We start from the raw sequence: 22,095 nt of genomic DNA, 5'->3' as shown, positions 1-22,095 counted from the left end.
ACTCACCCGAAACCGCCTAGCCCTCCCGCACCCACGGCCTCAGCTTCTCCGGGTTGCGGACCACCCAGATCCGGGTGACGCGCCCGTCGGAGACGTCGAACGCGGCCACGGTCAAGACGACGCCGGCACGCTGGGCCACCAAGCCCGGCACACCGTTGACCGAACGCTCCAGGAGTTCTAGCCCCGGAGCCTTGTCGGCAATGGCGGCCATGTACTGGGCGATGCGCGCGCCGCCTTCGATCGGGCGCAGGAAGGTACCGACCATGCCGCCGCCGTCGGCGGTCATCACGGCGGCCGGGTCGAGGATCCCGACGAGGGCCGCGATGTTCTTGGTCTCCCAGGCCTCTTTGACATGCCTCACCACGTCGGCCTGCCCGGCCGCCGTCCCCGGAGCCCGCGCGACGCTCACCCGCCTCCGGGCGGAAGCCGCCAGCTGCTTGCAAGCCGCAGGGGTCCGGCCGAGAACGCCGGCGATCTCGGCGAACGGGTACCGGAAGACATCGTGCAGGACGAACGCCACCCGCTCGGCGGGGGTCATCGACTCCAGGACGACGAGGAAGGCCATGGTCACCGATTCGTCCAGGACCATCTGGTCGGCGGGGTCGGTGCCATGGACGTGATCCCACTCGGCGTGGTCGGGCAGCGGATCGGGCAACCACGCGCCGACATAGCGTTCACGCCGGGCGCGCGCCGAGCCGAGAACGTCCAGGCAGATCCGGCCGGTCACCGTCGTCAGCCAGGCGCCGGGGGATGCGATCTCGTCCTGCCGACTTCGTGGCAGCGCGTACCAACGCGCGTAGGCCTCCTGCACGGCGTCCTCGGACTCGGCCAGCGAACCGAGCAACCGGTAGGCGACATTGATCAGTTGACGCCGCTCACCGGCTATCTCACCTGTGCTCGTCCCAGCCGTCCCCATGCTCCCGACCCCCTCGCCTTACCTTTCGCAGACCCGCGTCGTCGGGTTGGTGAGACCTTATCGATCTACTGCCCTCCGGGCGGAAAAGGGGACCGTGGCATGGCGACCCAGGCGACGGCACAGCGTCACATTTCCTTTCTGCAGATCGCTGTCACCCTGCAGACCCTGACCATCTTCCTTCAAGCGGTCTCCGCCGGGCTGCTGTTGACCTCGTCCTACGGAGAGACGCTGCACAGTGTCGGAGCCCGCGTGATGTACGGGGCGACGATGCTGTATCTGCTCGCGGCGGTGCTGGCATGGAAGCCGGGCGGCGGCTCGCCCCGGCCCGTCTGGCACGCGTCCGGCTTCCTTCTCCTCGCCTCGGTCCAGGTCGTGCTCGGCATCGCACACATACCGTCCGTTCATCTCCCCCTGGGCGTCCTGATGTTCGGACTGAGCGTGCTGGCGCTGGCGCGGCGCTGATGTCCGGTACGGGGCATACCGGCTGCGGGCCCCGCTGTACTCGCGGAGTGCAGGACCCAGGAGCCACTTCAGTGCTGTCAGTCCTGCTTTCCGCGCCCGGTCAGCATGTCGCGCAGGCGGTCGACCATGCCGGTACCGGGCGCGAGGAGTTTGTTCGCGGGTGGGGTGTCCGGCGCGGACGGGTGCGGGCGGGTGGGAGCGTGCTTTTTGGCCGAGCGGACCTTCTCGCCGAGCTCCTCCAGATTGTCGGCGGAGCAGGCGTCGGCCAGCATCGGGAAGAGCCGGTTCTCCTCGTCGCTGACATGGGCCGTGACGGCGTTCTTCAGCCGCAGAACCAGCGTGTCAAAACGCCCGTCCCCGGGCTGACAGCCTTCGAGTTCCTTGAGCATGCGCTCGACTTCGCCGTGGTCGGCGATCTCCTTGTCGGCGAGATCGTCGCCCCCGTCGACGTACCGGCGCACCACCGGGTACAGGTACTCTTCCTCGGCCACCGAGTGCCGGATCAGCTCCATGGTGAGCCGGTCCGCCAGATCGCGTCGCTGCGGGTCGTCCCCGGGCAGCATCTCGATCTGCGAGAAGAGGTCGTCCACCTCGCGGTGATCGGCGGTCAGTTCCTGGATGACGTTTCCGCCGTGTCCCATGGATTCTCCACTCTTTGTCGTCTGAGGCCGGTCGTCGATCGCCGTGTGCAGCGCCGAGCGTCGGGCTGTCCGACCGCGGGCTGGGGTCTGTCGACAGGCACAGGAGCAGGAAGGAGCAGGAAGGAGCAGTCACTGTCCCAACGTTCCACCGGCTCGCCACCGCACGGATACTTGCCACGCACACACCGACGACCTCGCGCTGGTCCGTTACTTCACTCCGGTGGCCGACAGGACTCCGGCCATGTGTTGCGAGAGCACGTCCCTGGAGCCCGTGGTCGATCGCGCTGGTCATCTCTGTCGGTCGGCGTGCTCGCCGCCGTCCGGCGACCGTCGCACTGCATCCGGTGCGTGGTGCGTGCGGAGCCCAGTCAGGAAAGACAAGCGCAAAGCCGCATGAGATCGAGGGCGCCGGGCCCACTGACGGACCATCCGCTGTTCGGGATGTGCCCTACGCCGGTGGTCCGTATCCGGCAGGCCAGTCGTCCACGTCTGCCGCCGTGGAGGGCCCCGCAGGGGTGATACGACGATAGGCGGCGCGGGCATGGACGATCCGGGCCAGCACCGTGCCGACTAGAGCCGCGGCGCACAGGCAGGCGAGCCAGAACGTGTCACGGTGGCCGGCCCAGGTGAGGGTACCGACAGGCGGGATGGCGAAGCCGTTGAGGATCAGCCAGCACAACACAGCTGTACCGGGGGCCGCGGCGAAGCGCGCGTAAACACCGAGCAGGGCGGCGAGCAGGGACAGCGCGGCCAGAGCAGGCGCAGGACGGTCCAGGCCTATCAGGGTGTTGTGCAGGGCCACCAGTGTCAAGGCCCCGACGAAAGCCGTGACCCACACCAACGGCGTGGCGACGGGCTGAGGGACGGGCCTGGCACCGACCCTCAGAGACACCAGCTGGATCACCCTCCATGCCTCCCTTCGGCCCTCCCGATGCCTGCCGGGCACCGGCCACCACGGCAGCGTGGGCCTCGGCAGAGATTGTCCCACCCGGCCGTCGAGCACACTGCCCGCGGGACAAAGCCACAGTGCTGAAGCCACCTGCCGGCAGCGCCCGCGTCAACTGGCCCGGATCGGGTCGTCTGGTCGGGTCGGACACCGGACCGCTGCCCAAGGGGTGCCCGGGTCGGCCGCCGGGAGGACCATGGATCCATGGACAGATCCATGGACCGTCGCACGGATCAGCTGGATTCGTCTGGATCACTGGATGACATCAGCACGCCGGGGCGCGTCGCAGACCCCGCCGAGGGCATCAGCCACGAGGAACTCGCCCTCGCCGCCCGCAACCACGGCCTCCCCCTGGAGGCCCTGCGCTACGACGTCACACCTGCCGGGCTGCACTACATCCTGACCCATTACGACATCCCGGTTCTGGACGCCGCCGCATGGACGCTGACCGTACAGGGCCGGGTCCGTACGCCACTGACGCTGGACCTGGAGGCCCTCCGCTCCTTCCCTCCGGTCACCCACCGAGTGACCATGGAGTGCGCGGGCAACGGCCGCGCCCGGCTCACTCCGCGCCCCGTGAGCCAGCCCTGGCTGGTCGAGGCGGTCGGCACCGCCGACTGGACTGGCGTACCGCTGCGGACGCTGCTCGGCGAGGCCGGCGTGGAACCGGAGGCCGTAGAGGCGGTCTTCACGGGAGCCGACCACGGCGTGGAGCGCGGCGTGGAACAGGACTACCAGCGCAGCCTGTCTGTCGCCGATGCCATGGCCACCGACCCTGAAGTCCTGGTCGCGTACGAGATGAACGGCGCCCCGCTTCCTCCGCAGCACGGACACCCCGTGCGCCTGGTGGCCCCCGGCTGGTACGGCATGGCCCATGTGAAGTGGCTGCGCGACATCACCCTCACCGACACGCCGTTCACCGGCTTCCAGCAGACGGTGGCATACCGCTACCGCCAGTCCCCCGACGAGCCGGGCTTCCCGGTCACCCGGATCGCGCCCCGGGCGCTGATGATTCCGCCCGGCTTCCCGGACTTCATGTCGCGCACCAGGGTCGTACGGCCCGGCCCGCTGAACCTGGAGGGCCGCGCCTGGTCGGGCCGCGCTCCCGTCACCAAGGTCGAGGTCAGCACGGACGACGGCCACACCTGGCACGAGGCGGAACTCACCCCGCCGGACCGCCACTCCTGGTCCTGGCGGCACTGGCACGCGCCTTGGACGGCCGTCCCCGGCACCCACGTCCTGACCGCCCGCGCCACGGATGCGGAGGGCGACACCCAGCCGGTCACCCAGCCCTGGAACCGCGGAGGCTTCGGCAACAACGCGGTGCAGCGCATCGCGGTGCTCTGCGTACCTCCAACGACCCCATGACTGCCAGGAATGCAATGGATGCAATGGCTGTGGGCGCGAGGTAGCGCGCGCCCGTCCGCCGTGTGCCGGCCAGACCGAGGCCAGAGCACAGCTCCGAGCGCTCTCCAAGGCAGCAGGTGAGAGCCGACCAGGCTGTCCCATCCCTCCTCGAGTCGTTCATGTTCGTGAATAAGAATCAAGTACACGTCTATTGACGTGTCCGCAGCAAGCCCCTAGCTTCCAAAGAAAGCGCTTGCCCTGCCGCAATAAGGTATCCGGCCATCTGAGCCATTCATGTTCTCGAACGACCGCATCGTCGCATCCAGGAGCCGCCACAGAAAGGGGTCAGCCACATCGACCTGCCCTGCGGCAGGTCGGCGCGGCAGGTCGGCGACCTCGACGGCCTGTCGGACGGCCACGGCAAGTAGCAGCACGACCCACCATCCGAAGACGAATGGGGAGGCGAAGATGAGACGATCAGTCGCACTGCGACTCTATGCGGCACTGGCCACGACGGCCGTCGCGGCCGCGACAGGTGCGGTTCTGTCGATACCCGAGGCGTCGGCAGCGACCGGCAGCGCCACCGGCTACGCGACCCAGAACGGCGGGACCACCGGCGGTGCGGGCGGGCAGACGGTACGGGCCACCACGGGGACCGCGATCCACGCGGCACTGTGCGGCCGGGCCAGCAGCAGCACCCCGATCACTATCCAGGTCGAGGGGACCATCAACCACGGCAACACCACCAAGGTGTCGGGCGCCGGCTGCAACACCACCGCCGGTGTGATCGAGCTCAAGCAGATCAGCAACGTCACGATCATCGGGGTCGGCAGCGGAGCCGTCTTCGACCAGCTGGGCATCCACATTCGCGACGCCAGCAACATCGTCATCCAGAACGTGACCGTCCGGAACGTCAAGAAGTCGGGCTCCCCCACGTCCAACGGCGGTGACGCCATCGGCATGGAGAGCAACGTCCGCAACGTCTGGGTCGATCACACCACCCTGGAGGCGTCCGGTGGCGAGTCGGAGGGATTCGACGGCCTCTTCGACATGAAGGACAACACCCAGTACGTGACCCTGTCCTACAGCATCCTGCGCAACTCCGGCCGCGGTGGCCTCGTCGGGTCCAGTGAGACCGACCTCTCGAACAGCTACATCACGTATCACCACAACCGGTACGAGAACATCGACTCCCGTGCGCCCCTGCTCCGTGGCGGCACAGCCCACATCTACAACAACCACTACGTGGGCCTCAACGAGTCCGGCATCAACTCCCGAGCCGGGGCTCGCGCCAAGGTCGACAACAACTACTTCAAGGACTCCAAGGACGTCCTGGGCACCTTCTACACCGACGCGGCCGGTTACTGGCAGGTCAGCGGCAACATCTTCGACAATGTGACGTGGTCCAGCCCCGGTAGCGAGAACAATCCTGCCGGTCCCAACCCGCAGTCCAACACCACTGTCAGCATCCCTTACGCGTACAGCCTCGACGGTGCCAGTTGCGTGCCGAGCATCGTGAGCCAGACGGCCGGCGCCAACAAGGGTCTGCAGGTGTCGAACGGCAACTGCTCACCGCAGACGCCGACACCGACGCCGACGTCAACCTCGACACCGACACCGACACCGACACCGACCACGCCGGGACCGACGCAGCCCAGCGGGACCAACCTCAGTATCGGGGCCGGCTCCGACGGCTCCAGCAAGGCCGACGGTACGAGCTACGGCAACGTGCGGGATGGCGATCTGAGCACCTACTGGTCGCCGGCCGGTTCGGCCGGCTCCATCTCGATCAAGTGGGGCTCGTCCACGTCCGTCTCCGCGATCAACATCCGAGAGGCGTCAGGCTCCGCAGGCAGCATCGGCTCCTTCAGGGTCATCAACGCCGACACCGGCGCCGTCCTCACCTCCGGCAGCGGGGCGGGACTCATCACCTTCCCTCGGACCTCGCTGCAGAAGATCTCCTTCGAGATCACCGGCTCGACCGGCACGCCGAAGATCGCCGAGTACGAGACGTACTCCGGGTAGCAGCGTGCTCCCGCTGCCGCGCGGGGGTCGACTTCCCCCCCCCAGGACCCGCCGGGCAGCAGCGGGGGCTCGCGCTCCGCAGAGGGGCGACAACCGTTGGACGGCGTAAAAGTTCTCAGGCGAGGCCCAGAAGGAAGTCCGAAAGGGTGGTGTGCAGGGCTCCAGGCTGTTCCAGGTGCAGGTCGTGGCTGGTGCCGGGGATGCTCAAGGACAGGGTGGCGGGCCGCTCCCGGAGCATCTCGTCGACTTCCTGCGCAGGAATGAAATAAGCCGAGCATTGACGCGTCAACACGCGGAAGAGGGAGGGAAGCTGGGCGTGGATGGCTCCACTCCTCCCGCGTCATGCGCATGATCTGGATAGGCTGGCCGCTGCGCGGCACCGTGGTCCCGGCATTTCAACCGATGTACCCAGTCGATCGTCACCGGCACATCGACGTCCGTCACTTGGACATGATGAAGTCCAGCGCATAGCCGGAGGCCGTCGTCCAGTAGGTGACCAGTTGACCGTCGTCCGCGTACAAGGTGTCGACGGGCATGGGGACGTCGACCGGCTCGCCCGCCTTGCTGCCGAGCTTGCTGCCCTGGAGCGTGAGGGTGATGCTGGTCGCCTCGTACTCGTCCCTGGCGCCGCCGGCGACGAGCAGAGCGGCGTGCGCCTCCTCACCCGGAGCGATCGTCGTGGGCTCCCCCGGGTCCGTGCTGCTGTCCTTGATCACCGGGGTCGGGGCCTGTGCGTCACCGATCTCGACGTGGGGATAGTGGTAGACGTCGCACTTCTTGTCGCCGGCGTTCTGGACGGTGATGAGGAGGTGCCTCGCGTCCGTGTCGTCCGCGCGCTCCATGGTCGCGGAGACCCCGAGTTGGTCCGCGGTGCAGGCGGCGATGGTGCCACTGTCGCCGTTGCCGGCGTTGCCGCCGCCGTTGTCCTCGCTGCGGCCGGTGTTCCCCGTGCCGTCGCCCGGCTTCGCCGAACCCGTCACGCTCGCCCGGTCCACGGGCTTGTCGTCGTCCGAGCCCTCGGCCGCGCCGGGCTCGCACGCCGTGGAGGCGAGCAGCGCGGCGACCGCCGCGGCTCCGAGGACGTAGGACTTCCAGCCCCTGGGGTCTGTGTGGTTCTTGCGGGCAGCAGCATTCATGGTGTTCCCCCGTTGTCGGACGTACGCGTCCGCTTTCGACTCGCGTTTGCGAGCAGAGTCTGCACCAGGAATGTGCCTCAACACCTTGCCCCGTAGGTCTGTTACCGAGCACGTACAAGGAAGGGGAGATTCCGCCAGAAGTTCACAGACATGGGTTGGCTGTGCGATCAACCGGTGTGCGTCTCGTCCACCTCGACGCGAACAGCGGGGGCGGGGAGATTCGCCTGGCCCCCGGGTCACTGGGCGCTCGGGGCGCGGCCGCCCGCGCCCTCACGGGGCGCACGCCTCGGCGATCGACAGGCTGTTCTCGTAGAGGTGGTGCCGGGTGATCCGGCCGTCCTCGACGGTGAGGTGCAGCGCGAACGGACCCTCGAAGGACTTCCCCGTCACACGTACGGTCCCCGACAGATGCCCCATCAGGACGGCGTTGGTGCCGTCGACCAGGAAGGTGTCGACGGAGGCGCGCGCGTCCTCGGGCACGGTGTGCTCCATGAGGTCCGTGAACTGGGCGGCGCATTCGGCGGCGGTGGACCGCGGGCGGATCCACGGCACGGCGGGGTTCTCGGCGAGCAGCCAGTCGACCTCGTCGGCGAAGAGCGCGACGAGCCGTCCCGTGTCCCCGGCCATCCGGGCGGCAAGGAACTCCTGCACAACGGCCCGAGTGACCTCGGCGACGGAGCTCGCGGTCGTGGCTGAACTCGTCGTGGTCATGGCTGACTTGACGGACATGAGGCTCTCCTCGCGGGTGCGGCTGGATCCCGGCGGGGATCCCGCCGACGTGCTTGATCCTGCCGGGGGAAGGGAGGACGGTCGATTACCCCGGAGGTAAGGGCCCGTCCACGCGTGTTCGCCAGCAGGGGGAGTCGGCAAGGATGCGCCCGGTTCCTCGCTGCCCACCACACGTGAGCACGGAGCCCACGCCGCACGGAACAGCTGAGAGTCAAAATCTGTGGCTGCGATCTTCCCCTTGTGGCAGCGTGCACGGCCGTGACAGATACCGACAGCATCCGGATAACCACACTCGCCGAGCGTCCGTCATTGATCGCCCGTGTCTATGAGATCGCCGATACCTGGCCCGCCTTCACACCCCACGATCCGGTGGCCGGCGCTCTGTTGAGCCGAGTGGCCGAGGACTTCCCGCACTACTGCGTGGTGGCGACGGACGGCACCCGCGTCGTCGCACGCGGCCTCAGCGTGCCCTTCAACGCAGTGATCGACGACCGCGAGGAGATGCCGGACCAAGGATGGGACCGGGTGCTGGTGTGGGCGTTTCGCGACCAGCACCGCGGGCGACCGCCGACAACAGCCAGTGCAATCGAGATCACGGTGGACACCGAATACCTCGGCCGCGGTCTGTCCTACCGCATGTTGGCCGCGCTGCGCCAAGCATGTGGCCGCCGAGGCCACGACGTGCTGCTGGCCCCCGTCCGCCCCACAGCCAAGCACTTGCATCCTCGCGTCACCATGGCCGACTACATCAGCCGACGGCGCGACGACGGGCTGCCGACCGACCCGTGGCTGCGGGTGCACGTCAAAGTCGGCGGCACCATCGAGAAGATCGCTCCGACGTCGATGACGGTCAGTGGTTCTCTGACCCAGTGGCGGCAGTGGACCGGTCTGCCTTTCGACCGAGACGGTGACATCGAGGTACCCGGCGCCCTGGTCCCGGTGCACTGCGACACCAGGCACGACCACGCCGTCTACGTCGAACCCAATGTGTGGATCCGGCACAGCGTGCACGACACAGCCGGAGGGCTGTCAGCCTTCGGAGGCTGACGACGAGCAGCCCGTGGCGCCCAACTCACGCCCGATGCCCAGCGACATCGACACCGGCACCGGCCGCCGCGAGCAGCGCCATCTGTACAGACGTATTCGCGCAGGTGATCCCTCGAATCACACTGGCAGGGGCAGGAACCGTCGGTAGACGGGCACGGCCACCACCGCGACTGCCACGTGCATGAGCATCAGTACCGTCACGCCGCCCCAACTGACGCCGGGAGCACTGTCGCTGACGCCGATCGCGATGTCCGGGATGAGAGACAGGATGACCACCGTGGGTACGAGCCACCGCAGGACGGCGGCGGGGTCGCCGGCGCGGCGTCTCACCATGTGCCAGCCGATCGCACCGGCCAGAACGCCGAGCACCGTCAGAGGCAGGTAAACGCTGGGCCACAGGGCCTCGAAGTCGTCCGAGGCCCCGGCGGCCCGGGCTGTCAGGGCGATCGCGGAGTTGGCGACGCCGGATCCGACCGCGGCCGCGGCTACGGCAAGAGCCAGCGCGCCGGCGGTGCGGCCCGCCGAGTCGGAAGTTTGAGGCGAGGTAGCAGTCACAGGAGGCTCCTTGAGTGGCGTCGGCGGTCGTGAGCTTGGGAGGGGAGGTCAGTTGCTGAGGACGGCGGTGCGATTGATCCAGTCGGTGCCCGTCGCGGCGGTGAGCATGAAGGCGGCGACATCGGCCCGGCTGATCTTGGGCATGCCCTTCATCGGCAGCCGTTCGGCGGCGCGGTAGTCGCTGGTGGCGGGACCGTTGGTGAGGGTGACGGGGTAGAGCGTCCAGTCCAGCCCGCTGGCGCGGATCAGTTGGTCGGCGGTGGCCTTGTCGCCGAAGAGGGACCGCATGAACGTGCGGTACATCATCTTCTGCACCCCACTGGCATCCCCCAGGCTGCCTCCGACGCCGAAGGCGGAGAGCACCACGAGGCGGGGTACACCTGCCTGTGCGGCGGCAGTGGTCAAGGCTTTGGCCGCGCGTGAGGCGATGTCGGATTTGATGGAGTTGCCGGATCCGAGGGCGGCGAGGACGGCGTCGTGCCCGGGCAGCGCGGCGGCGAGATCGGGCACCGAGGTCGCGTTTCCGATGACGACGCGCGCCCGCCCGGCCAGGTCCTCCAGGGCCGCCGGGGCGCGGGCGAAGGCCGTGACGTCGTGCCCGGCAGCCAAGGCCTGGGTGAGCACTTCACGGCCGGTGGCGCCGGTGGCACCGAGGACGAGCAGCTTCATGACGGAGTTCTCCCGTACGTCGTGGGGCGCCGTGTGCAACGGCGGTCGAAACTCGTCCGGTCCAAGGGCGGCGCCGACAGGCAGCCATCACCGGGCAGAGGATTGCATGAACCTTCATGTAAAACGTACTCCGGCTTCCATGAAGCTTCAACAGTCTTCATGAAGGTTCATGCGTCCAGTTAGGGTGAGGTCATGCCGGAACCGAAATGGCTCAACGACTCGGAAGCGCGCGCCTGGAACGCGCTCATGAGGATGATGCGCGCCCTCGACCAGGCACTGGACCAGCAACTCCAGCACGACTCGCAGATCCCGCACGGCTCCTACGTGATCCTGCACGGGCTGTCCCTGCACGAAGGACAGGACCTGCGCATCGGTGACCTGGCCCAGTCCCTCGGCTGGTCCCAAAGCCGCCTCTCCCACGCCGTGGCGCGGATGGAGAAGGCCGACTGGATCCGCCGCATCCCCTCCCCCACCGACAAACGCAGCAACCTGGTCGAGCTGACCGACGCCGGCCGCCAGAAACTGGTCGAAGCCGCTCCCGGCCATGTCGCCGCCGTACGCCACCTCGTCATCGACGCGCTCTCCCCCGAGCAGCTCGACCAACTGGCACAGGCCGGCGAGACCATCATCGCCCGCGCGGCCGACATCCTCGGCGAGGCCATGTCCATGCCCTTCCAACGCTCCCCGAGGTGAGAGCAGTCGACCGGGGTCGACATCCTTGCGAGGGCCGCCGCAACGGGAGGGATCCACGCGGGGACCGAAGCGCTCGTATGTCGCTCCCGTCCGCCTGTCCCACCCCTGTATGGAGCGTCACGCTGCGGCTGGCGCACCCGCTCGTCAGCTCCGCACGACACCCGAGGCCGCCTGACCCTGGGTGCGGGCCTCCGCCACACCGCTGCGCCCGCCGACGGCGCCGTCAGCGAGTCGCCACCGCTCGGCCTGAGCCGGTACGGACGGCTGTCGCGGTGCGCAGCTGCCGAAGAGCCGAAACTTTCGTGTAGCCGGCAACCCTTTCCTGAGCGCGGGTGACTGACGCATCCTCAAGGCGAGCACCTCCGACCGAGACCGGGGCGACGGCCCCATGAAGGAAGCAGATGACGCGGAAGAACGCCCTGGTCGTCCGAGGCGGATGGGAGGGACACCAGCCGGTCAAGGCCACGGAGCTGTTCCTCCCCTTCCTCCAGCGCAACGGATACGACGTCCGCATCGAGGAGTCGACCGACGTCTACGCCGACGCCGCCGAGATGGCCGGCACCGATCTCGTCGTGCAGTGCGTCACGATGTCGGAGATCACCGCCGCGCAGCTGTCGGGACTGCGCGCGGCGGTCGTGGCCGGCACCGGCTTCACCGGCTGGCACGGCGGCATCGCCGACTCGTTCCGCGCCTCCTCCGACTATCTGCACCTGGTGGGAGGCCAGTTCGCGACCCACCCGGGCAAGGAGCCGTGTGAACGTCAGGGAGACGCGGCGGACAACTACCTGCCGCACACCGTCAACATCACCGAGCTCGGCCGCGAGCACCCCATCACCGCCGGCATCGAGGACTTCGAGCTGTACACCGAGCAGTACTGGGTGCTCCACGACGACCTCATCGACGTCCTGGCCACCACCACCCACCCCACCCGGCCGTGGCACCCCTGGCACCGGCCCGTCAGCTCGCCGGCCGTCTGGACCCGTCGGTGGGGCGCGGGGCGCATCGTGGTGACGACACCGGGGCACAGCCTCGACGTGCTCGAGAACTCGCAGGTCCGCACCATCATCGAAAGGGGCATGCTGTGGGCGACGCGCACCGCATCGGCGTCGTAGGGCTCGGAGTCATCTCCCGCGCGTACCTGGACACTCTGCTCGGCCATCCCGCGGTGCGCGTCACCGCCGTCGCCGACCTCGACGCCTCCCGGTCGGCCGCCGTCGCCGGTGAACTGCCGGGCGTCCAGGCGCTGACGGTCGAGGAGTTGCTGAGCAGCCCGGACGTGGACACGGTGCTGAACCTGACCGTCCCCGCCGCGCACGCCGAGATCGCCCTCGGCGCCATCGGCCACGGCAAGAACGTCTACGGAGAGAAGCCGCTGGCCGCCAACCTTGTTGACGCCCACAGCGTCCTGGAGGCGGCCGCGAAGGCGGGAGTCGGTGTGGGGTGCGCGCCGGACACGGTCCTGGGCACCGGAATCCAGACGGCGCGGGCGGCTGTGGAGGCCGGGAGCATAGGACGTCCCCTGTTCGCCTCGGCCGTGATGGTCACCCCGGGACACGAACGCTGGCACCCCCACCCCGACTTCTACTACACCGCCGGAGGTGGCCCCCTGCTGGACATGGGGCCGTACTACCTCGCGTCCCTGGTCCACCTGTTGGGTCCGGTGCGTGCCGTGATCGGCGCGTCCAGCCGGCTGCGCGCCGAGCGCGTCATCGGTTCCGGCCCGCGCGCGGGCGAGCGGATACCGGTCGAGGTGGACAGCCATGTCTCCGGGGTGCTCGAGCACGTGAACGGGGCCCTGACGACCATCACGACGAGCTTCGACGGCGTGGCCACAGCGGCGGCTCCGATCGAGGTCCACGGCGAGGCGGGGACGCTCACGGTTCCGGATCCGAACCGCTTCGACGGCGACGTACAGCTCTTCGAACTCGGCGACAAGCGCCGGCGCACGCTCCCGACGTCGGCGGGCTATGTCGGCAGCGCACGGGGCATCGGTCTGCTCGACTTCGTCGCCGCCGACGGGCGGCGGGCGCCTCGCGCGAACGGCGAACTCGCCCTGCACGTGCTCGAGGCGATGAGCGCTCTGCTCCGCTCGTCGGCCGAGGGGCGACGCATCGAACTGACGACGTCGACAGCGCCGCCGGTCCCTGTTCCGCTGACGGCAGCCGAGGAGTGGAGAGGATCCTCCCCTCGCCGACCCACGTCGCCGTGAAGGACGAGGGCTTCGATCGGCGTACGGCAGTCCGTGCCACCGGGTTCGCACCGGCCGCCTCCGTGCGGTGGCCGTGGCAACCATACGGAGAAGTGATAGTCAAGACTTGCACATGAACGCTTGTGGGCCCCTGGGCGACGGCAGATCATTGGCCGAATCCCGCCCGTCCCACGAGCACGCAGGAGCTCCACGTGGCCGCTGGCCCCATCACGTCCGAGCATGCCGAGGCACCGACAGCGGCCCGGACGGAGCGCCAGAAGCTGCGCAAGCACTTCGGCCGCTTCGACATCCTCTTCTTCCTCCTGTGCACCATCGTCGGGGTGGACACCATCGGCACGGTGGCCTCGTCCGGTGCCGAGGCGTTCACCTGGCTCATCGTGCTGGCCGTCGTGTTCTTCGTGCCCTCCGCACTGCTGACCGCCGAACTCGGGGCCGCGTTCCCCGACGAGGGCGGCCCCTACATCTGGACCAGCCGTGCCTTCGGGCGTCTGGCCGGTGCCGTCAACAACTTCCTGTACTGGATCACCAACCCGGTGTGGCTCGGCGGCACGCTCTCCGTTTCCGCCGTCACGGCCTACACCACGTTCTTCAACGACGGAAAGGCCCTGAGCACGCCGGCCTTCTACGCCTTCACCCTCGTGTTCGTCTGGGTGGGCGTCCTGGCCGCGATCCTCTCCTTCGACGTGGGCAAGTGGATTCCCACCATCGGCGCCTGGAGCCGTTTCGTCCTCCTGGGCCTGTTCACCCTCACCGTCGCCGTCTACGGCGTCCAGCACGGCCTGCACGGATTCGGCCTCGGCGACTTCTCCCCGACGTACGCGGGATTCGTCGCCCTGGTGCCCGTCCTGATGTTCAACTACGTCGGCTTCGAGCTGCCCAGCACCGCGGGCGACGAGATGACCGACGCCCAGAAGGACGTGCCCTTCGCCATCTTCCGCAGCGCCGTCCTCGCCGTCGTGCTCTACGCGCTGCCGATCCTCGGCATCCTGCTCGTCCTGCCCGTCAAGGCCATCACCGGTCTCGGCGGATTCATCGACGCGATCCGGCAGGTCTTCACCGTGTACGGCGGCCACGTCTCCGCCGACGGCACCGCCACCCTCGGCGGCACCGGCAGCCTGCTCGGCGACCTCGCCGCGCTCCTGTTCATCCTCACGGTGCTGTCCTCGGGAGTCACCTGGGTCATGGGCTCCGACCGCGCCCTCGCCGTCTCCGGTTACGACGGCGCCGCGCCCCGCTTCCTCGGCGTCATCTCCAGCCGGTTCGGCACCCCGGTACGGGTCAACATCCTCAGCGGGCTGGTCTCCACCGTCGTCCTCGTCCTGGCCCACCAGCTGACCGACGGCAGCGCCGCCAAGCTCTTCGGCGCCGTCCTCGGCCTCGCCGTCTCCACCACCCTGGTCAGCTACCTGGGCATCTTCCCGGCACTCGCGGTACTGCGCCGCAAGGCCCCGGACGTGCCGCGGCCCTACAAGGCGCCCTTCCCCCGCACGATCAGCGTGGTCCTCACCCTGCTCGTCCTGTTCGCCGGCGTGCAGCTGGTCGCCCCCGGACTCGGCGACCACTGGTTCGGCTCCGCGTACGCACCGGACGGCTGGGGTCACAGCGAGCGCTGGAAGTACCTGCTGACGGAGGTCGTCCCACTCATCGGGTTCGTGCTCCTCGGCGTGCTCTTCTGGGCTCTGGGCAAGCCGACGCGCACGGCATCCGCCGCCACCCGGTAGCGCACGGCGTCGCTCTTCGTCTGGGCGGGCGGACCGGCGAGCTCCCTCGCCGGTCGGCCGTGCGGCGCCCCTTCTGTCACTGGGTCCCGTGGCTCGCCTCCGGCAGGGTGCCGGTGCGGGCCACGTCGGCGTACCACCGCGCGCTGGCCTTCGGGATGCGCTTGCCGGTCGGGTAGTCGACGTAGACGGCACCGAAGCGCTTGCTGTAGCCGTAGCCCCACTCGAAGTTGTCCAGCAGGGACCACAGGAAGTAGCCCCGCACGTCGACGCCGGACACCATCGCCCGGTGCACGGCCGAGAGGTGGCCGTGGAGGTAGGCGATGCGTTCGGGGTCGGCCACCTCGCCCTCCGGGTTCACGTAGTCGTCGAACGCGGCCCCGTTCTCGGTGATCATCACAGGCAACGCGGGAAAATCGGCCTTCAGTCGCATCAGCAGGTCGTACAGGCCGCTGGGGTCGACCGCCCAGCCCATCGCGGTCGTACTGCCCGGGGGCCGGTGGAAGGCGACGTTGTCGGCGCCGGGCCAGGGGCTGTGCTCGCTCGCCCCGTGGCCGTCGGAGCCGTGGCTGGCCTCGCCGTTGGCGGCGGATACGACCGTGGGCGTGTAGTAGTTGACGCCCAGGAAGTCCAGCGGCTGGTGGATCGTGGCGGTGTCGCCGTCCCGCACGAAGGACCAGTCGGTCAGGCTCGCCGTGTCCTGGAAGAGATCCTGCGGGTACTGGCCTTCCAGCACAGGGCCGGTGAAGACCCGGTTGGCCAGGGCGTCGATCCGGCGGGCCGCGTCGACGTCCTCGGCGGAGTCGGTCAGCGCGCGGAGGTGGTGGATGTTGAGGGTGATGGACGCCTGCGCCCGGGAGGGCAGTTCGGCGCGCAGCGCCTGAACGGCCCTGCCATGGGCGAGGTTGAGGTGGTGCGCCGCGCGCAGGGCCGCGACCGGGTCGGTGCGTCCGGGCGCGTGGACACCCGAGCCGTATCCGAGGAAGGCGCTGCACCAGGGCTCGTTGAGAGTGATCCAGGTCTTCACCCGGTCCCCCAGGGCATGTGCGGCCAGGGCCGCGTAGTCCGCGAACCGGTCCGCGGTGGCGCGCTCCGGCCAGCCACCGGCGTCCTCCAGCTCCTGCGGCAGGTCCCAGTGATACAGCGTGACGACGGGTTCGATGCCCTTCTCCAGCAGTGCGTCGGCCAGAGCGCGATAGAAGTCGAGCCCTCTTTCGACGGCCGGGCCACGGCCGGTCGGCTGCACACGCGGCCAGGACAGGGAGAACCGGTAGGCGCTCACGCCGAGGTCCGCCATGATCGCGACGTCCTCGCGCCAGCGGTGGTAGTGGTCGGTGGCGATGTCACCGGTGTCGCCGTTGCGCACCCTGCCGGGCGTGTGCGAGTACGTGTCCCAGATCGAAGGGGTACGTCCGTCCGCGGAGGCGGCGCCCTCGATCTGGTACGCGGCGGTCGCCGTGCCCCAGGTGAATCCCTGCGGGAAGGTGAGGGCGGTGGTGTTCTCCGGGGCGGGCTCGACACGTCGGGTTGCGGTGGTCACGTGGGTCCTTCCAGATGGGCTGCGAGGGGGGAGGGGCGAAGCGGGGTGGCCGGCGTCGACGGGCCGCGGCAACGGGGAGAGGGCAGGGTGCTCATCCCTTGACCGCGCCCTGCATGATTCCGCCGACGATCTGACGGCCGAAGACGACGAACATGGCGAGCAGGGGCAGCGTGCCGAGCAGAGCGCCCGCCATGATCAGTGACTGGTCGCGCACGTACCCCGCGCTGAGCTGGGTGAGGGCGACGGGCACCGTCGGATTGGTCATGTCGAGCACGATGAACGGCCAGAAGAAGTCGTTCCAGGCGTGCACGAACGTGATCATGAACAGCACGGCCATGGGAGGCCGGGCGATCGGCAGCACGATGCTCCAGAAGATGCGCAGGGAGTGCGCACCGTCCACGCGGCCGGCCTCGATGAGTTCGTCGGGCAGCGCCTCGGACAGGTACTGCCGCATGAAGAACACGCCGACGGCGCTGACGAGCGTGGGGAAGATGACGGCGGGCAGCTTCTGGCCCCAGCCCAGCTCGGTCATCATCATGAACAGCGGTACGACACCGAGTTGCGGCGGCACCATCATGGTGCCGATGACGAGCATCAGCAGGATGTTGCGGCCCTTGAAGCGAAGTTTGGCGAACGCGAAGCCGGCGAGGGTGGCGAACAGCACCGTGGACAGGGCGATCACGCCGGCCACGATCAGGCTGTTGAGCATGGCCTTGCCCAACGCGGCGTCCTGCCAGGCCTTGCCGAGGTTCTCCAGGAGATGGGGTCCCGGCAGGAAGGGCGGAGGCGTCTGGGTGACGCGCGTGTTGTCGGTCGACGCCGCCACCATCGTCCAGTAGAGCGGGAAGAGGGAGAACAGGGCCGCGAGCCCCAGCAGGATGTAGGCGACGGGGCCCGCGTGGTGCTGACGTCCGGCACCCGGGTGCCGGAACAGGCGTGGGCGTCGTCCGTCGGACGGGGTGCCCTTCCGGGCCTTCCGCTCGGTCCCGGGGCGCACGTCCGCCGTCTGGACCGGGATGCTGTCTGTGGTCATGGAAACCTCCCGGTCAGGCCTTGCGCGCGAGGACGCGCTTGACGACTCGCTGGACGACGAACACGAGAATGAGCAGCAGGAACATCGCCCAGGCGACCGTGGCGGCCCGGCCCATCTGGTAGTTCTTCCAGCCCTCCTCGTACAGCAGCAGTCCCAGCGTCTGGTACTGGTTGTCCGCTCCGCCGGTGATGCCGTTCGGTCCCTGGCCGAAGATCAGGGGCTCACCGAAAAGCTGGGTGGCACCGATCGTCGACAGGACGATGGTGAACACGATGGTGGAACGGATGCCGGGGACGGTGACCTTCAGGAACTGCTGCCACCGCGAAGCGCCGTCGATGGCCGCGGCCTCGTACCGGTCGCGCGGGATCGCCTGCATCGCCGCGAGGTAGAGCAGGGCGTTGTAGCCGGTCCAGCGCCAGATGACGATCGAGGAAATCGCCGTCTGCGCGGCCCACTTGTTGTTCTCCCAGTCGATGTTGTCTACGCCGACCAGGCTCAGCATCCAGTTGATCATGCCGAAGTCGCGTTCGAAGAGCATCGTGAACACCAGGGCCGCGGCACCCACCGACGTGGCATACGGCGTCAGCGCGGCGACACGGAAGAACGTCGAGCCGCGCAGCCGGTAGTTGAGCAGGTGCGCCAGCCCGAGCGCCATCAGCAGCTGCGGCACTGTCGACAGGACGCCGATCGTGATGGTGTTGAGCAGCGCGTTCCAGAAGCGGTCGTCGTCCCACAGCGCCGTGTAGTTGTCGAAGCCGACCCACTCCATGAAATTCAGGGTGGACAGTTCGACGCGGTGCAGGGAGATCCACGAGGTGTAGATGAGCGGGTAGAAGCTGAACGCGGCGAAGACGACGAAGAACGGTGCGATGAAGGCGTACGGCGCACCGCGGACGTCGAGGCGGTGCAGCAGCGTTCGGCGCCGCTGGCGGTCCCCGCCGGTGCCGGTCCCGGCCGGCAGGGCGGTGCCGGGCGCACCGTCTGGGGGTGTCGAGGTGGAGATGGCCACCGGAAGGCGTCCTTCCTGGGGATGAGGGAGACGGGCAAGGGGCCCGGCGGCCCACACGGGCCGCGCCTGGGACGCCGGGCTGCTGCGGAGGACGGGCAACGTGGCCCGAGGTCAGCCGGCGGCCTTCTCGATGCGCGTCTCAGTGGTCTTCCATGCCTCGCTCGAGCTCTTGTTCTGCGCCTCGATCAAGGTCAGGCCCTGCGAGAAGATGTCCTTGATCGTGCCGTCCTTGCGGCCGAGCACCTGCTCGTCGGGGATCTCCTGGGCCGCGGCGCTGAAGATCTTGCCGATGGGCGCGCCACTGAAGTAGTCCGACTTGGCATCGACCACTTCGGGCAGGGACAACGCGGTCTGCGACGAGGGGAAGTTGCCGATCTTCTTGAAGAGGTAGGCCTGCTGCTCGGGGGCGGTGAGCCAGGCCACGAGCTCCTGCGCCTCCTTCTTGACAGGGCTCTTCTCCATCACGCCCAGGAACGCTCCGCCCCAGTTGGCACCCTTGGGCGCCTTGGCGACGTCCCACTTGCCCTTGTTCTTCGGGCCCGCCTTCTCGCTGATGTGCGCGAGCATCCACGCTGGGCAGACGGTGGTGGCGAAGGTGCTGTTGGCCAGGCCGGGGTCCCAACCGGGCTGGAACTGGCGGAGCTTCGCGGTCAGGTCGGACGTGGCCGCCTCGGATGCCAGCTTCCACGCGTCCTTCACGACAGGGTTGGTGCCGTAGATCAGCTCGCCCTCCTTGTCGTAGAACTGCTGGGAGTTGCCGTAGATCATGGCGTTGAACAGTCCGCTGGAGCTGTCCATGAAGGCGACCTTGTCGGCCTTCGACTCCTGCTTGAACCGCTTGCCCGTGGCGACGTACTTCGACCAGTCGCCCTCCCACAGCTTGGCGACCTCGTCGCGGTCGGTGGGCAGGCCGGCCTGTTCGAAGAGGTCCTTGCGGTAGCAGACCGCCATCGGGCCGATGTCGGTGCCGAGGCCGATGACCTTCTTGTCCGCGGTGGTGACCTGGCTCTGCTTCCACGGAAGGAAGTGGTCCGTCCCGGTGACGCCGGCCAGGTCGACGAACTTGTCCTTCTGTGTGTCGGACAGTTCCTTGGCCCGACCAATCTCTATGCCCTGGATGTCCTTCAGTCCGCTGCCGGCTGCCAAGTGGGTCTGCAGGGCGGTGTAGTAGGTCTGCTCGTCGCCCGCGACGTCCGCCTTGATGACGACGTTCGGGTGTTCCTTCATGTACTGGTCCAGCAGACCGGTCTCCTTGAAGCCCATGACGCCGAAGAGCCCCATGGTGATGGTGACCTTGCCGTCCTTCTTCCCGCCACCGGTCCCCCCGTCGCTGCCCCCGCAGCTCACGACCAGACCGAGAGCCGACACAGCCGACACGGCGGCCATGACTCTCGTACGCGACTTCATTCGGAGCTTGTCCATTTCGTCCTCCTAGCGGCGGCGCTGACGCACCGGAGTTCGAGCCCCACGGTCCGCCCCGTAGGCACGATTTGTCCGGTGGGTACGTTCCCAAACTGCGATGGGAACGTTCCCACTCAGGAGCTCGAAGCCTGGCCGCCGCGAAAGGCGTCTGTCAAGAAGTCGAAACCACTTCGTTGCGGGAGGATTTCCTGTCCCCGCGCTCGGACCCTGCGGACACGCGATGCCGTCTGACACAATGCGCGCAGGTGAGAGCCGTCCGGGCACCGCAGAAGCGAGGGAGGCGTCATGGCTGGCAGGCAACGTCCGACCATCAAAACCGTGGCCGCGCGCGCCGGTGTCGGACGCACCACGGTTTCACGAGTCATCAACGGCTCGGAGCTCGTCAGCGAGAAGGCCAGGGCCGCCGTGCTCGCCGCCATCGCCGAGCTCAACTACGTACCGAACTCGGTCGCCCGGGGGCTGGTGACGAGCAGAACGAACTCCGTGGCCCTCGTGATCCCCGAGTCGGCGAGCAGACTGGGCTCGGAGCCCTACTTCTCGGCCGTCATCCGGGGGGTCAGCACCGCCCTCGCCGAGACCCGGACACAACTGCAACTGGTGCTCGTACGCGACCAGGCCGAGCGGGACCAGCTCACCGAGTCGGTGGCGGAGCGGCGTGTCGACGGCGTGCTCCTGGTGTCGGTGCACGAGCACGATCCGCTGCCGGGCCTGCTGGAGGACATGGGACTGCCCACGGTCCTCGCCGGACGCCGCTCCCCCGACGAGTCACTCAGCCACGTGCACTCCGACAACACCGGCGGGGCCGCGACGGCCGTCAGCCACCTCCTCGCCCGCGGACGGCGGACCGTCGCCACCATCAGCGGACCGCTCGACATGGACGTGGCGCGCAGCAGGCTCCTGGGCTGGCGCGAGACCCTCGAGAAGGCGGGCCACGAGGCCACGGACCGACTCGTGGCCTCGGGCGACTTCACCGAGGAGGGCGGCGAGGCCGCGATGCGTTCACTCGTTGAACGAGTCCCCGGACTCGACGCCGTGTTCGTCGCCTCGGACGTCATGGCGGCGGGGGCGCTGGCGGAGCTGCGCAGGCAGGGCAGACGCGTCCCCGACGACGTGGCCGTGGTCGGATTCGACGACTCCATCATCGCCCGCCACAGCAACCCGCCCCTGACCACCGTGCGTCAGCCCGTCGAGGAGATCGGCAGCATGATCGCCCACATCCTGCTGCAAGAGATCGGCAACCCCGAGGAACCGCGTCGGCACGTCACGCTTCCCACCGAGTTGGTCGTCCGCGAGTCGTCCTGAGCCCGTGGGGGGCCGGCGCCGGTGAGTCAGGCGGAGCGATACACGGGGCGGCACAGGAGAGGTCCGCTGCGACTTCACGGGGAGCACTCACGCACGCTCAGGCAGGCAGGATCGACAGGTGGGTTCCGTTCGCAGCCACTCGTCGAGAGCGGTGAAATCGGCGTCGGTGAGACCCCGGGCGGGATCGACGCGATGGAGCAGGGCCTGCCCTCGATGGTGCTCCGACACCCAGGCCCGATCAGTGTCGGTGATCTCGTCGTCGACCCAGATGAAGGAGCGGCCGGCTGCCCGCTGGACGAGGGTGCGGGTCTTCCAGTGCAGACCGTCTCGCTCGTCCTGGTCGTCCTGGTCGTCCTCGTCGCAGGGATCGGGCCACATCACCACGTCCAACTCGGGCAGGCCGAGCCGTGGTGCGATGCTCTCGTTCGCGTCGGCCATCCATGTCGTGGCCCAGACCACCTCGCACGGCAGAGCCGTCAGCCGCGGCCCGTGCCCGGGATTGATCCTTGCCAGAAGCGGATGCCCATCGGTCCCAGGTGACGCGAGGCCCGCCGGATACGTCGGATACCCCTCCGGACACAGCTCGGGCGCCGCCCCGAACGGAATCAGCGGTCCGTCGACATCGAGGAAGAGCAGCGGACGCTCGGCACAACCGGTCACGGCAGCAACGATAGCGGCGTCAAGGGGAGCAGGAGT

General features: G+C 68.6%; 22 protein-coding genes. 9 read left to right on the top strand and 13 right to left on the bottom strand.

What is annotated here, in order from left to right; genetic code table 11:
* Positions 1 to 16 precede the first annotated feature (16 nt).
* Positions 17 to 916: an RNA polymerase sigma factor SigJ gene (gene sigJ / locus KUM49_RS20065; RefSeq protein WP_217238216.1), complete on the bottom strand. Its 900-nt coding sequence runs from the start codon at positions 914 to 916 to the stop codon at positions 17 to 19.
* A gap of 99 nt (positions 917 to 1,015) precedes the next feature.
* Between sigJ and KUM49_RS20060 the strand changes: the two genes are divergently transcribed.
* Entirely contained in the window at positions 1,016 to 1,378 is a 363-nt protein-coding gene (locus tag KUM49_RS20060) for a hypothetical protein (protein ID WP_217238215.1), read from the top strand.
* A gap of 77 nt (positions 1,379 to 1,455) precedes the next feature.
* On the opposite strand, the gene KUM49_RS20055 is transcribed toward KUM49_RS20060, so the two are convergent.
* The gene (locus KUM49_RS20055; protein ID WP_217238214.1) at positions 1,456 to 2,019 is read right to left on the bottom strand and encodes a hemerythrin domain-containing protein; all 564 of its coding nucleotides are present in this window, start codon (positions 2,017 to 2,019) and stop codon (positions 1,456 to 1,458) included.
* A gap of 448 nt (positions 2,020 to 2,467) precedes the next feature.
* The gene (locus KUM49_RS20050; RefSeq protein ID WP_217238213.1) at positions 2,468 to 2,923 is read right to left on the bottom strand and encodes a hypothetical protein; all 456 of its coding nucleotides are present in this window, start codon (positions 2,921 to 2,923) and stop codon (positions 2,468 to 2,470) included.
* A 246-nt stretch (positions 2,924 to 3,169) separates the two neighbouring features.
* On the opposite strand from KUM49_RS20050, the gene KUM49_RS20045 reads away from it, so the two are divergent.
* Together KUM49_RS20045 and KUM49_RS20040 are read left to right on the top strand one after the other, a co-directional pair.
* Positions 3,170 to 4,333 (top strand): sulfite oxidase, encoded by a 1,164-nt coding sequence (locus KUM49_RS20045; protein ID WP_254401425.1) that lies wholly within the window; start codon positions 3,170 to 3,172, stop codon positions 4,331 to 4,333.
* 447 nt (positions 4,334 to 4,780) lie between these two features.
* A complete protein-coding gene (locus KUM49_RS20040) occupies positions 4,781 to 6,337 on the top strand; it encodes a polysaccharide lyase family 1 protein (protein ID WP_217238212.1) in 1,557 nt (518 codons plus the stop codon).
* A gap of 115 nt (positions 6,338 to 6,452) precedes the next feature.
* Here KUM49_RS20040 and KUM49_RS49815 read toward each other — a convergent pair whose 3' ends face one another.
* The 3 genes from KUM49_RS49815 to KUM49_RS20025 form a co-directional block, all read right to left on the bottom strand.
* Positions 6,453 to 6,575, bottom strand: coding sequence for a hypothetical protein (locus tag KUM49_RS49815; RefSeq protein WP_302185445.1), 123 nt, complete (start codon positions 6,573 to 6,575; stop codon positions 6,453 to 6,455).
* Between the two features lie 202 nt (positions 6,576 to 6,777).
* Entirely contained in the window at positions 6,778 to 7,473 is a 696-nt protein-coding gene (locus tag KUM49_RS20030; protein WP_217238211.1) for a DUF4232 domain-containing protein, read from the bottom strand.
* 270 nt (positions 7,474 to 7,743) lie between these two features.
* Positions 7,744 to 8,202 carry a nuclear transport factor 2 family protein gene (locus KUM49_RS20025; RefSeq protein ID WP_374200175.1) on the bottom strand — a complete coding sequence of 153 codons (459 nt, stop codon included), beginning with the start codon at positions 8,200 to 8,202 and terminating at the stop codon, positions 7,744 to 7,746.
* 258 nt (positions 8,203 to 8,460) lie between these two features.
* Here KUM49_RS20025 and KUM49_RS20020 point away from each other — a divergent pair, with 258 nt between their 5' ends.
* Entirely contained in the window at positions 8,461 to 9,249 is a 789-nt protein-coding gene (locus tag KUM49_RS20020; RefSeq protein ID WP_217238210.1) for an N-acetyltransferase, read from the top strand.
* Positions 9,250 to 9,366: 117 nt separating this feature from the next.
* Here the strand turns inward: KUM49_RS20020 and KUM49_RS20015 are convergent, their stop codons facing one another.
* Together KUM49_RS20015 and KUM49_RS20010 are read right to left on the bottom strand one after the other, a co-directional pair.
* Positions 9,367 to 9,804, bottom strand: coding sequence for a DUF6069 family protein (locus tag KUM49_RS20015; protein WP_217238209.1), 438 nt, complete (start codon positions 9,802 to 9,804; stop codon positions 9,367 to 9,369).
* Between the two features lie 48 nt (positions 9,805 to 9,852).
* A complete protein-coding gene (locus KUM49_RS20010; RefSeq protein ID WP_217238208.1) occupies positions 9,853 to 10,473 on the bottom strand; it encodes an NAD(P)-dependent oxidoreductase in 621 nt (206 codons plus the stop codon).
* A 192-nt stretch (positions 10,474 to 10,665) separates the two neighbouring features.
* Here KUM49_RS20010 and KUM49_RS20005 point away from each other — a divergent pair, with 192 nt between their 5' ends.
* The 4 genes from KUM49_RS20005 to KUM49_RS19990 all read left to right on the top strand — a co-directional run bounded on the left by KUM49_RS20005 (position 10,666) and on the right by KUM49_RS19990 (position 15,096).
* A complete protein-coding gene (locus KUM49_RS20005) occupies positions 10,666 to 11,166 on the top strand; it encodes a MarR family winged helix-turn-helix transcriptional regulator (RefSeq protein ID WP_217238207.1) in 501 nt (166 codons plus the stop codon).
* A gap of 401 nt (positions 11,167 to 11,567) precedes the next feature.
* The gene (locus tag KUM49_RS20000; protein ID WP_217238206.1) at positions 11,568 to 12,278 is read left to right on the top strand and encodes a ThuA domain-containing protein; all 711 of its coding nucleotides are present in this window, start codon (positions 11,568 to 11,570) and stop codon (positions 12,276 to 12,278) included.
* Positions 12,248 to 13,375: a Gfo/Idh/MocA family protein gene (locus tag KUM49_RS19995; protein ID WP_217238205.1), complete on the top strand. Its 1,128-nt coding sequence runs from the start codon at positions 12,248 to 12,250 to the stop codon at positions 13,373 to 13,375. Before KUM49_RS20000 ends, KUM49_RS19995 begins: the two co-directional genes overlap by 31 nt.
* A gap of 191 nt (positions 13,376 to 13,566) precedes the next feature.
* Positions 13,567 to 15,096 (top strand): APC family permease, encoded by a 1,530-nt coding sequence (locus KUM49_RS19990; RefSeq protein ID WP_217238204.1) that lies wholly within the window; start codon positions 13,567 to 13,569, stop codon positions 15,094 to 15,096.
* A 76-nt stretch (positions 15,097 to 15,172) separates the two neighbouring features.
* On the opposite strand, the gene KUM49_RS19985 is transcribed toward KUM49_RS19990, so the two are convergent.
* From KUM49_RS19985 to KUM49_RS19970, 4 genes are all read right to left on the bottom strand, one after another.
* On the bottom strand, positions 15,173 to 16,633 hold the full coding sequence (locus KUM49_RS19985) for a GH1 family beta-glucosidase (RefSeq protein WP_217238203.1): 1,461 nt from the start codon (positions 16,631 to 16,633) through the stop codon (positions 15,173 to 15,175).
* A 91-nt stretch (positions 16,634 to 16,724) separates the two neighbouring features.
* A complete protein-coding gene (locus tag KUM49_RS19980) occupies positions 16,725 to 17,666 on the bottom strand; it encodes a carbohydrate ABC transporter permease (RefSeq protein WP_217238202.1) in 942 nt (313 codons plus the stop codon).
* Positions 17,667 to 17,679: 13 nt separating this feature from the next.
* Positions 17,680 to 18,675 carry a carbohydrate ABC transporter permease gene (locus tag KUM49_RS19975; protein ID WP_217238201.1) on the bottom strand — a complete coding sequence of 332 codons (996 nt, stop codon included), beginning with the start codon at positions 18,673 to 18,675 and terminating at the stop codon, positions 17,680 to 17,682.
* A 111-nt stretch (positions 18,676 to 18,786) separates the two neighbouring features.
* Positions 18,787 to 20,061, bottom strand: coding sequence for an ABC transporter substrate-binding protein (locus tag KUM49_RS19970; protein ID WP_374200179.1), 1,275 nt, complete (start codon positions 20,059 to 20,061; stop codon positions 18,787 to 18,789).
* Positions 20,062 to 20,382: 321 nt separating this feature from the next.
* On the opposite strand from KUM49_RS19970, the gene KUM49_RS19965 reads away from it, so the two are divergent.
* Positions 20,383 to 21,399: a LacI family DNA-binding transcriptional regulator gene (locus KUM49_RS19965; protein ID WP_217238199.1), complete on the top strand. Its 1,017-nt coding sequence runs from the start codon at positions 20,383 to 20,385 to the stop codon at positions 21,397 to 21,399.
* A gap of 87 nt (positions 21,400 to 21,486) precedes the next feature.
* On the opposite strand, the gene KUM49_RS19960 is transcribed toward KUM49_RS19965, so the two are convergent.
* Complete coding sequence (locus KUM49_RS19960; RefSeq protein WP_217238198.1) at positions 21,487 to 22,059, bottom strand: HAD domain-containing protein; 573 nt, start codon at positions 22,057 to 22,059, stop codon at positions 21,487 to 21,489.
* Positions 22,060 to 22,095: the final 36 nt, after the last annotated feature.

The organism is Streptomyces sp. AC555_RSS877 (assembly GCF_019049245.1).
In the GTDB taxonomy this organism is placed as follows: domain Bacteria; phylum Actinomycetota; class Actinomycetes; order Streptomycetales; family Streptomycetaceae; genus Streptomyces.
Note: the sequence above shows the minus strand (reverse complement) of the source record. Positions and strands in the feature narration are given on the sequence as shown.

Bases quoted from the DNA above. Each gene is read 5' to 3' on its own strand.
- KUM49_RS20045 (WP_254401425.1), top strand. From the start codon at position 3,170: ATGGACAGATCCATGGACCGTCGCACGGATCAGCTGGATTCGTCTGGA.
- KUM49_RS20040 (WP_217238212.1), top strand. From the start codon at position 4,781: ATGAGACGATCAGTCGCACTGCGACTCTATGCGGCACTGGCCACGACG.
- KUM49_RS20010 (WP_217238208.1), bottom strand. From the start codon at position 10,473: ATGAAGCTGCTCGTCCTCGGTGCCACCGGCGCCACCGGCCGTGAAGTG.
- KUM49_RS20060 (WP_217238215.1), top strand. From the start codon at position 1,016: ATGGCGACCCAGGCGACGGCACAGCGTCACATTTCCTTTCTGCAGATC.
- KUM49_RS20055 (WP_217238214.1), bottom strand. From the start codon at position 2,019: ATGGGACACGGCGGAAACGTCATCCAGGAACTGACCGCCGATCACCGC.
- KUM49_RS19980 (WP_217238202.1), bottom strand. From the start codon at position 17,666: ATGACCACAGACAGCATCCCGGTCCAGACGGCGGACGTGCGCCCCGGG.
- KUM49_RS20025 (WP_374200175.1), bottom strand. From the start codon at position 8,202: ATGTCCGTCAAGTCAGCCATGACCACGACGAGTTCAGCCACGACCGCG.
- KUM49_RS49815 (WP_302185445.1), bottom strand. From the start codon at position 6,575: ATGCTCCGGGAGCGGCCCGCCACCCTGTCCTTGAGCATCCCCGGCACC.
- KUM49_RS19970 (WP_374200179.1), bottom strand. From the start codon at position 20,061: ATGGCCGCCGTGTCGGCTGTGTCGGCTCTCGGTCTGGTCGTGAGCTGC.
- sigJ (WP_217238216.1), bottom strand. From the start codon at position 916: ATGGGGACGGCTGGGACGAGCACAGGTGAGATAGCCGGTGAGCGGCGT.
- KUM49_RS20000 (WP_217238206.1), top strand. From the start codon at position 11,568: ATGACGCGGAAGAACGCCCTGGTCGTCCGAGGCGGATGGGAGGGACAC.
- KUM49_RS20005 (WP_217238207.1), top strand. From the start codon at position 10,666: ATGCCGGAACCGAAATGGCTCAACGACTCGGAAGCGCGCGCCTGGAAC.
- KUM49_RS20030 (WP_217238211.1), bottom strand. From the start codon at position 7,473: ATGAATGCTGCTGCCCGCAAGAACCACACAGACCCCAGGGGCTGGAAG.
- KUM49_RS19965 (WP_217238199.1), top strand. From the start codon at position 20,383: ATGGCTGGCAGGCAACGTCCGACCATCAAAACCGTGGCCGCGCGCGCC.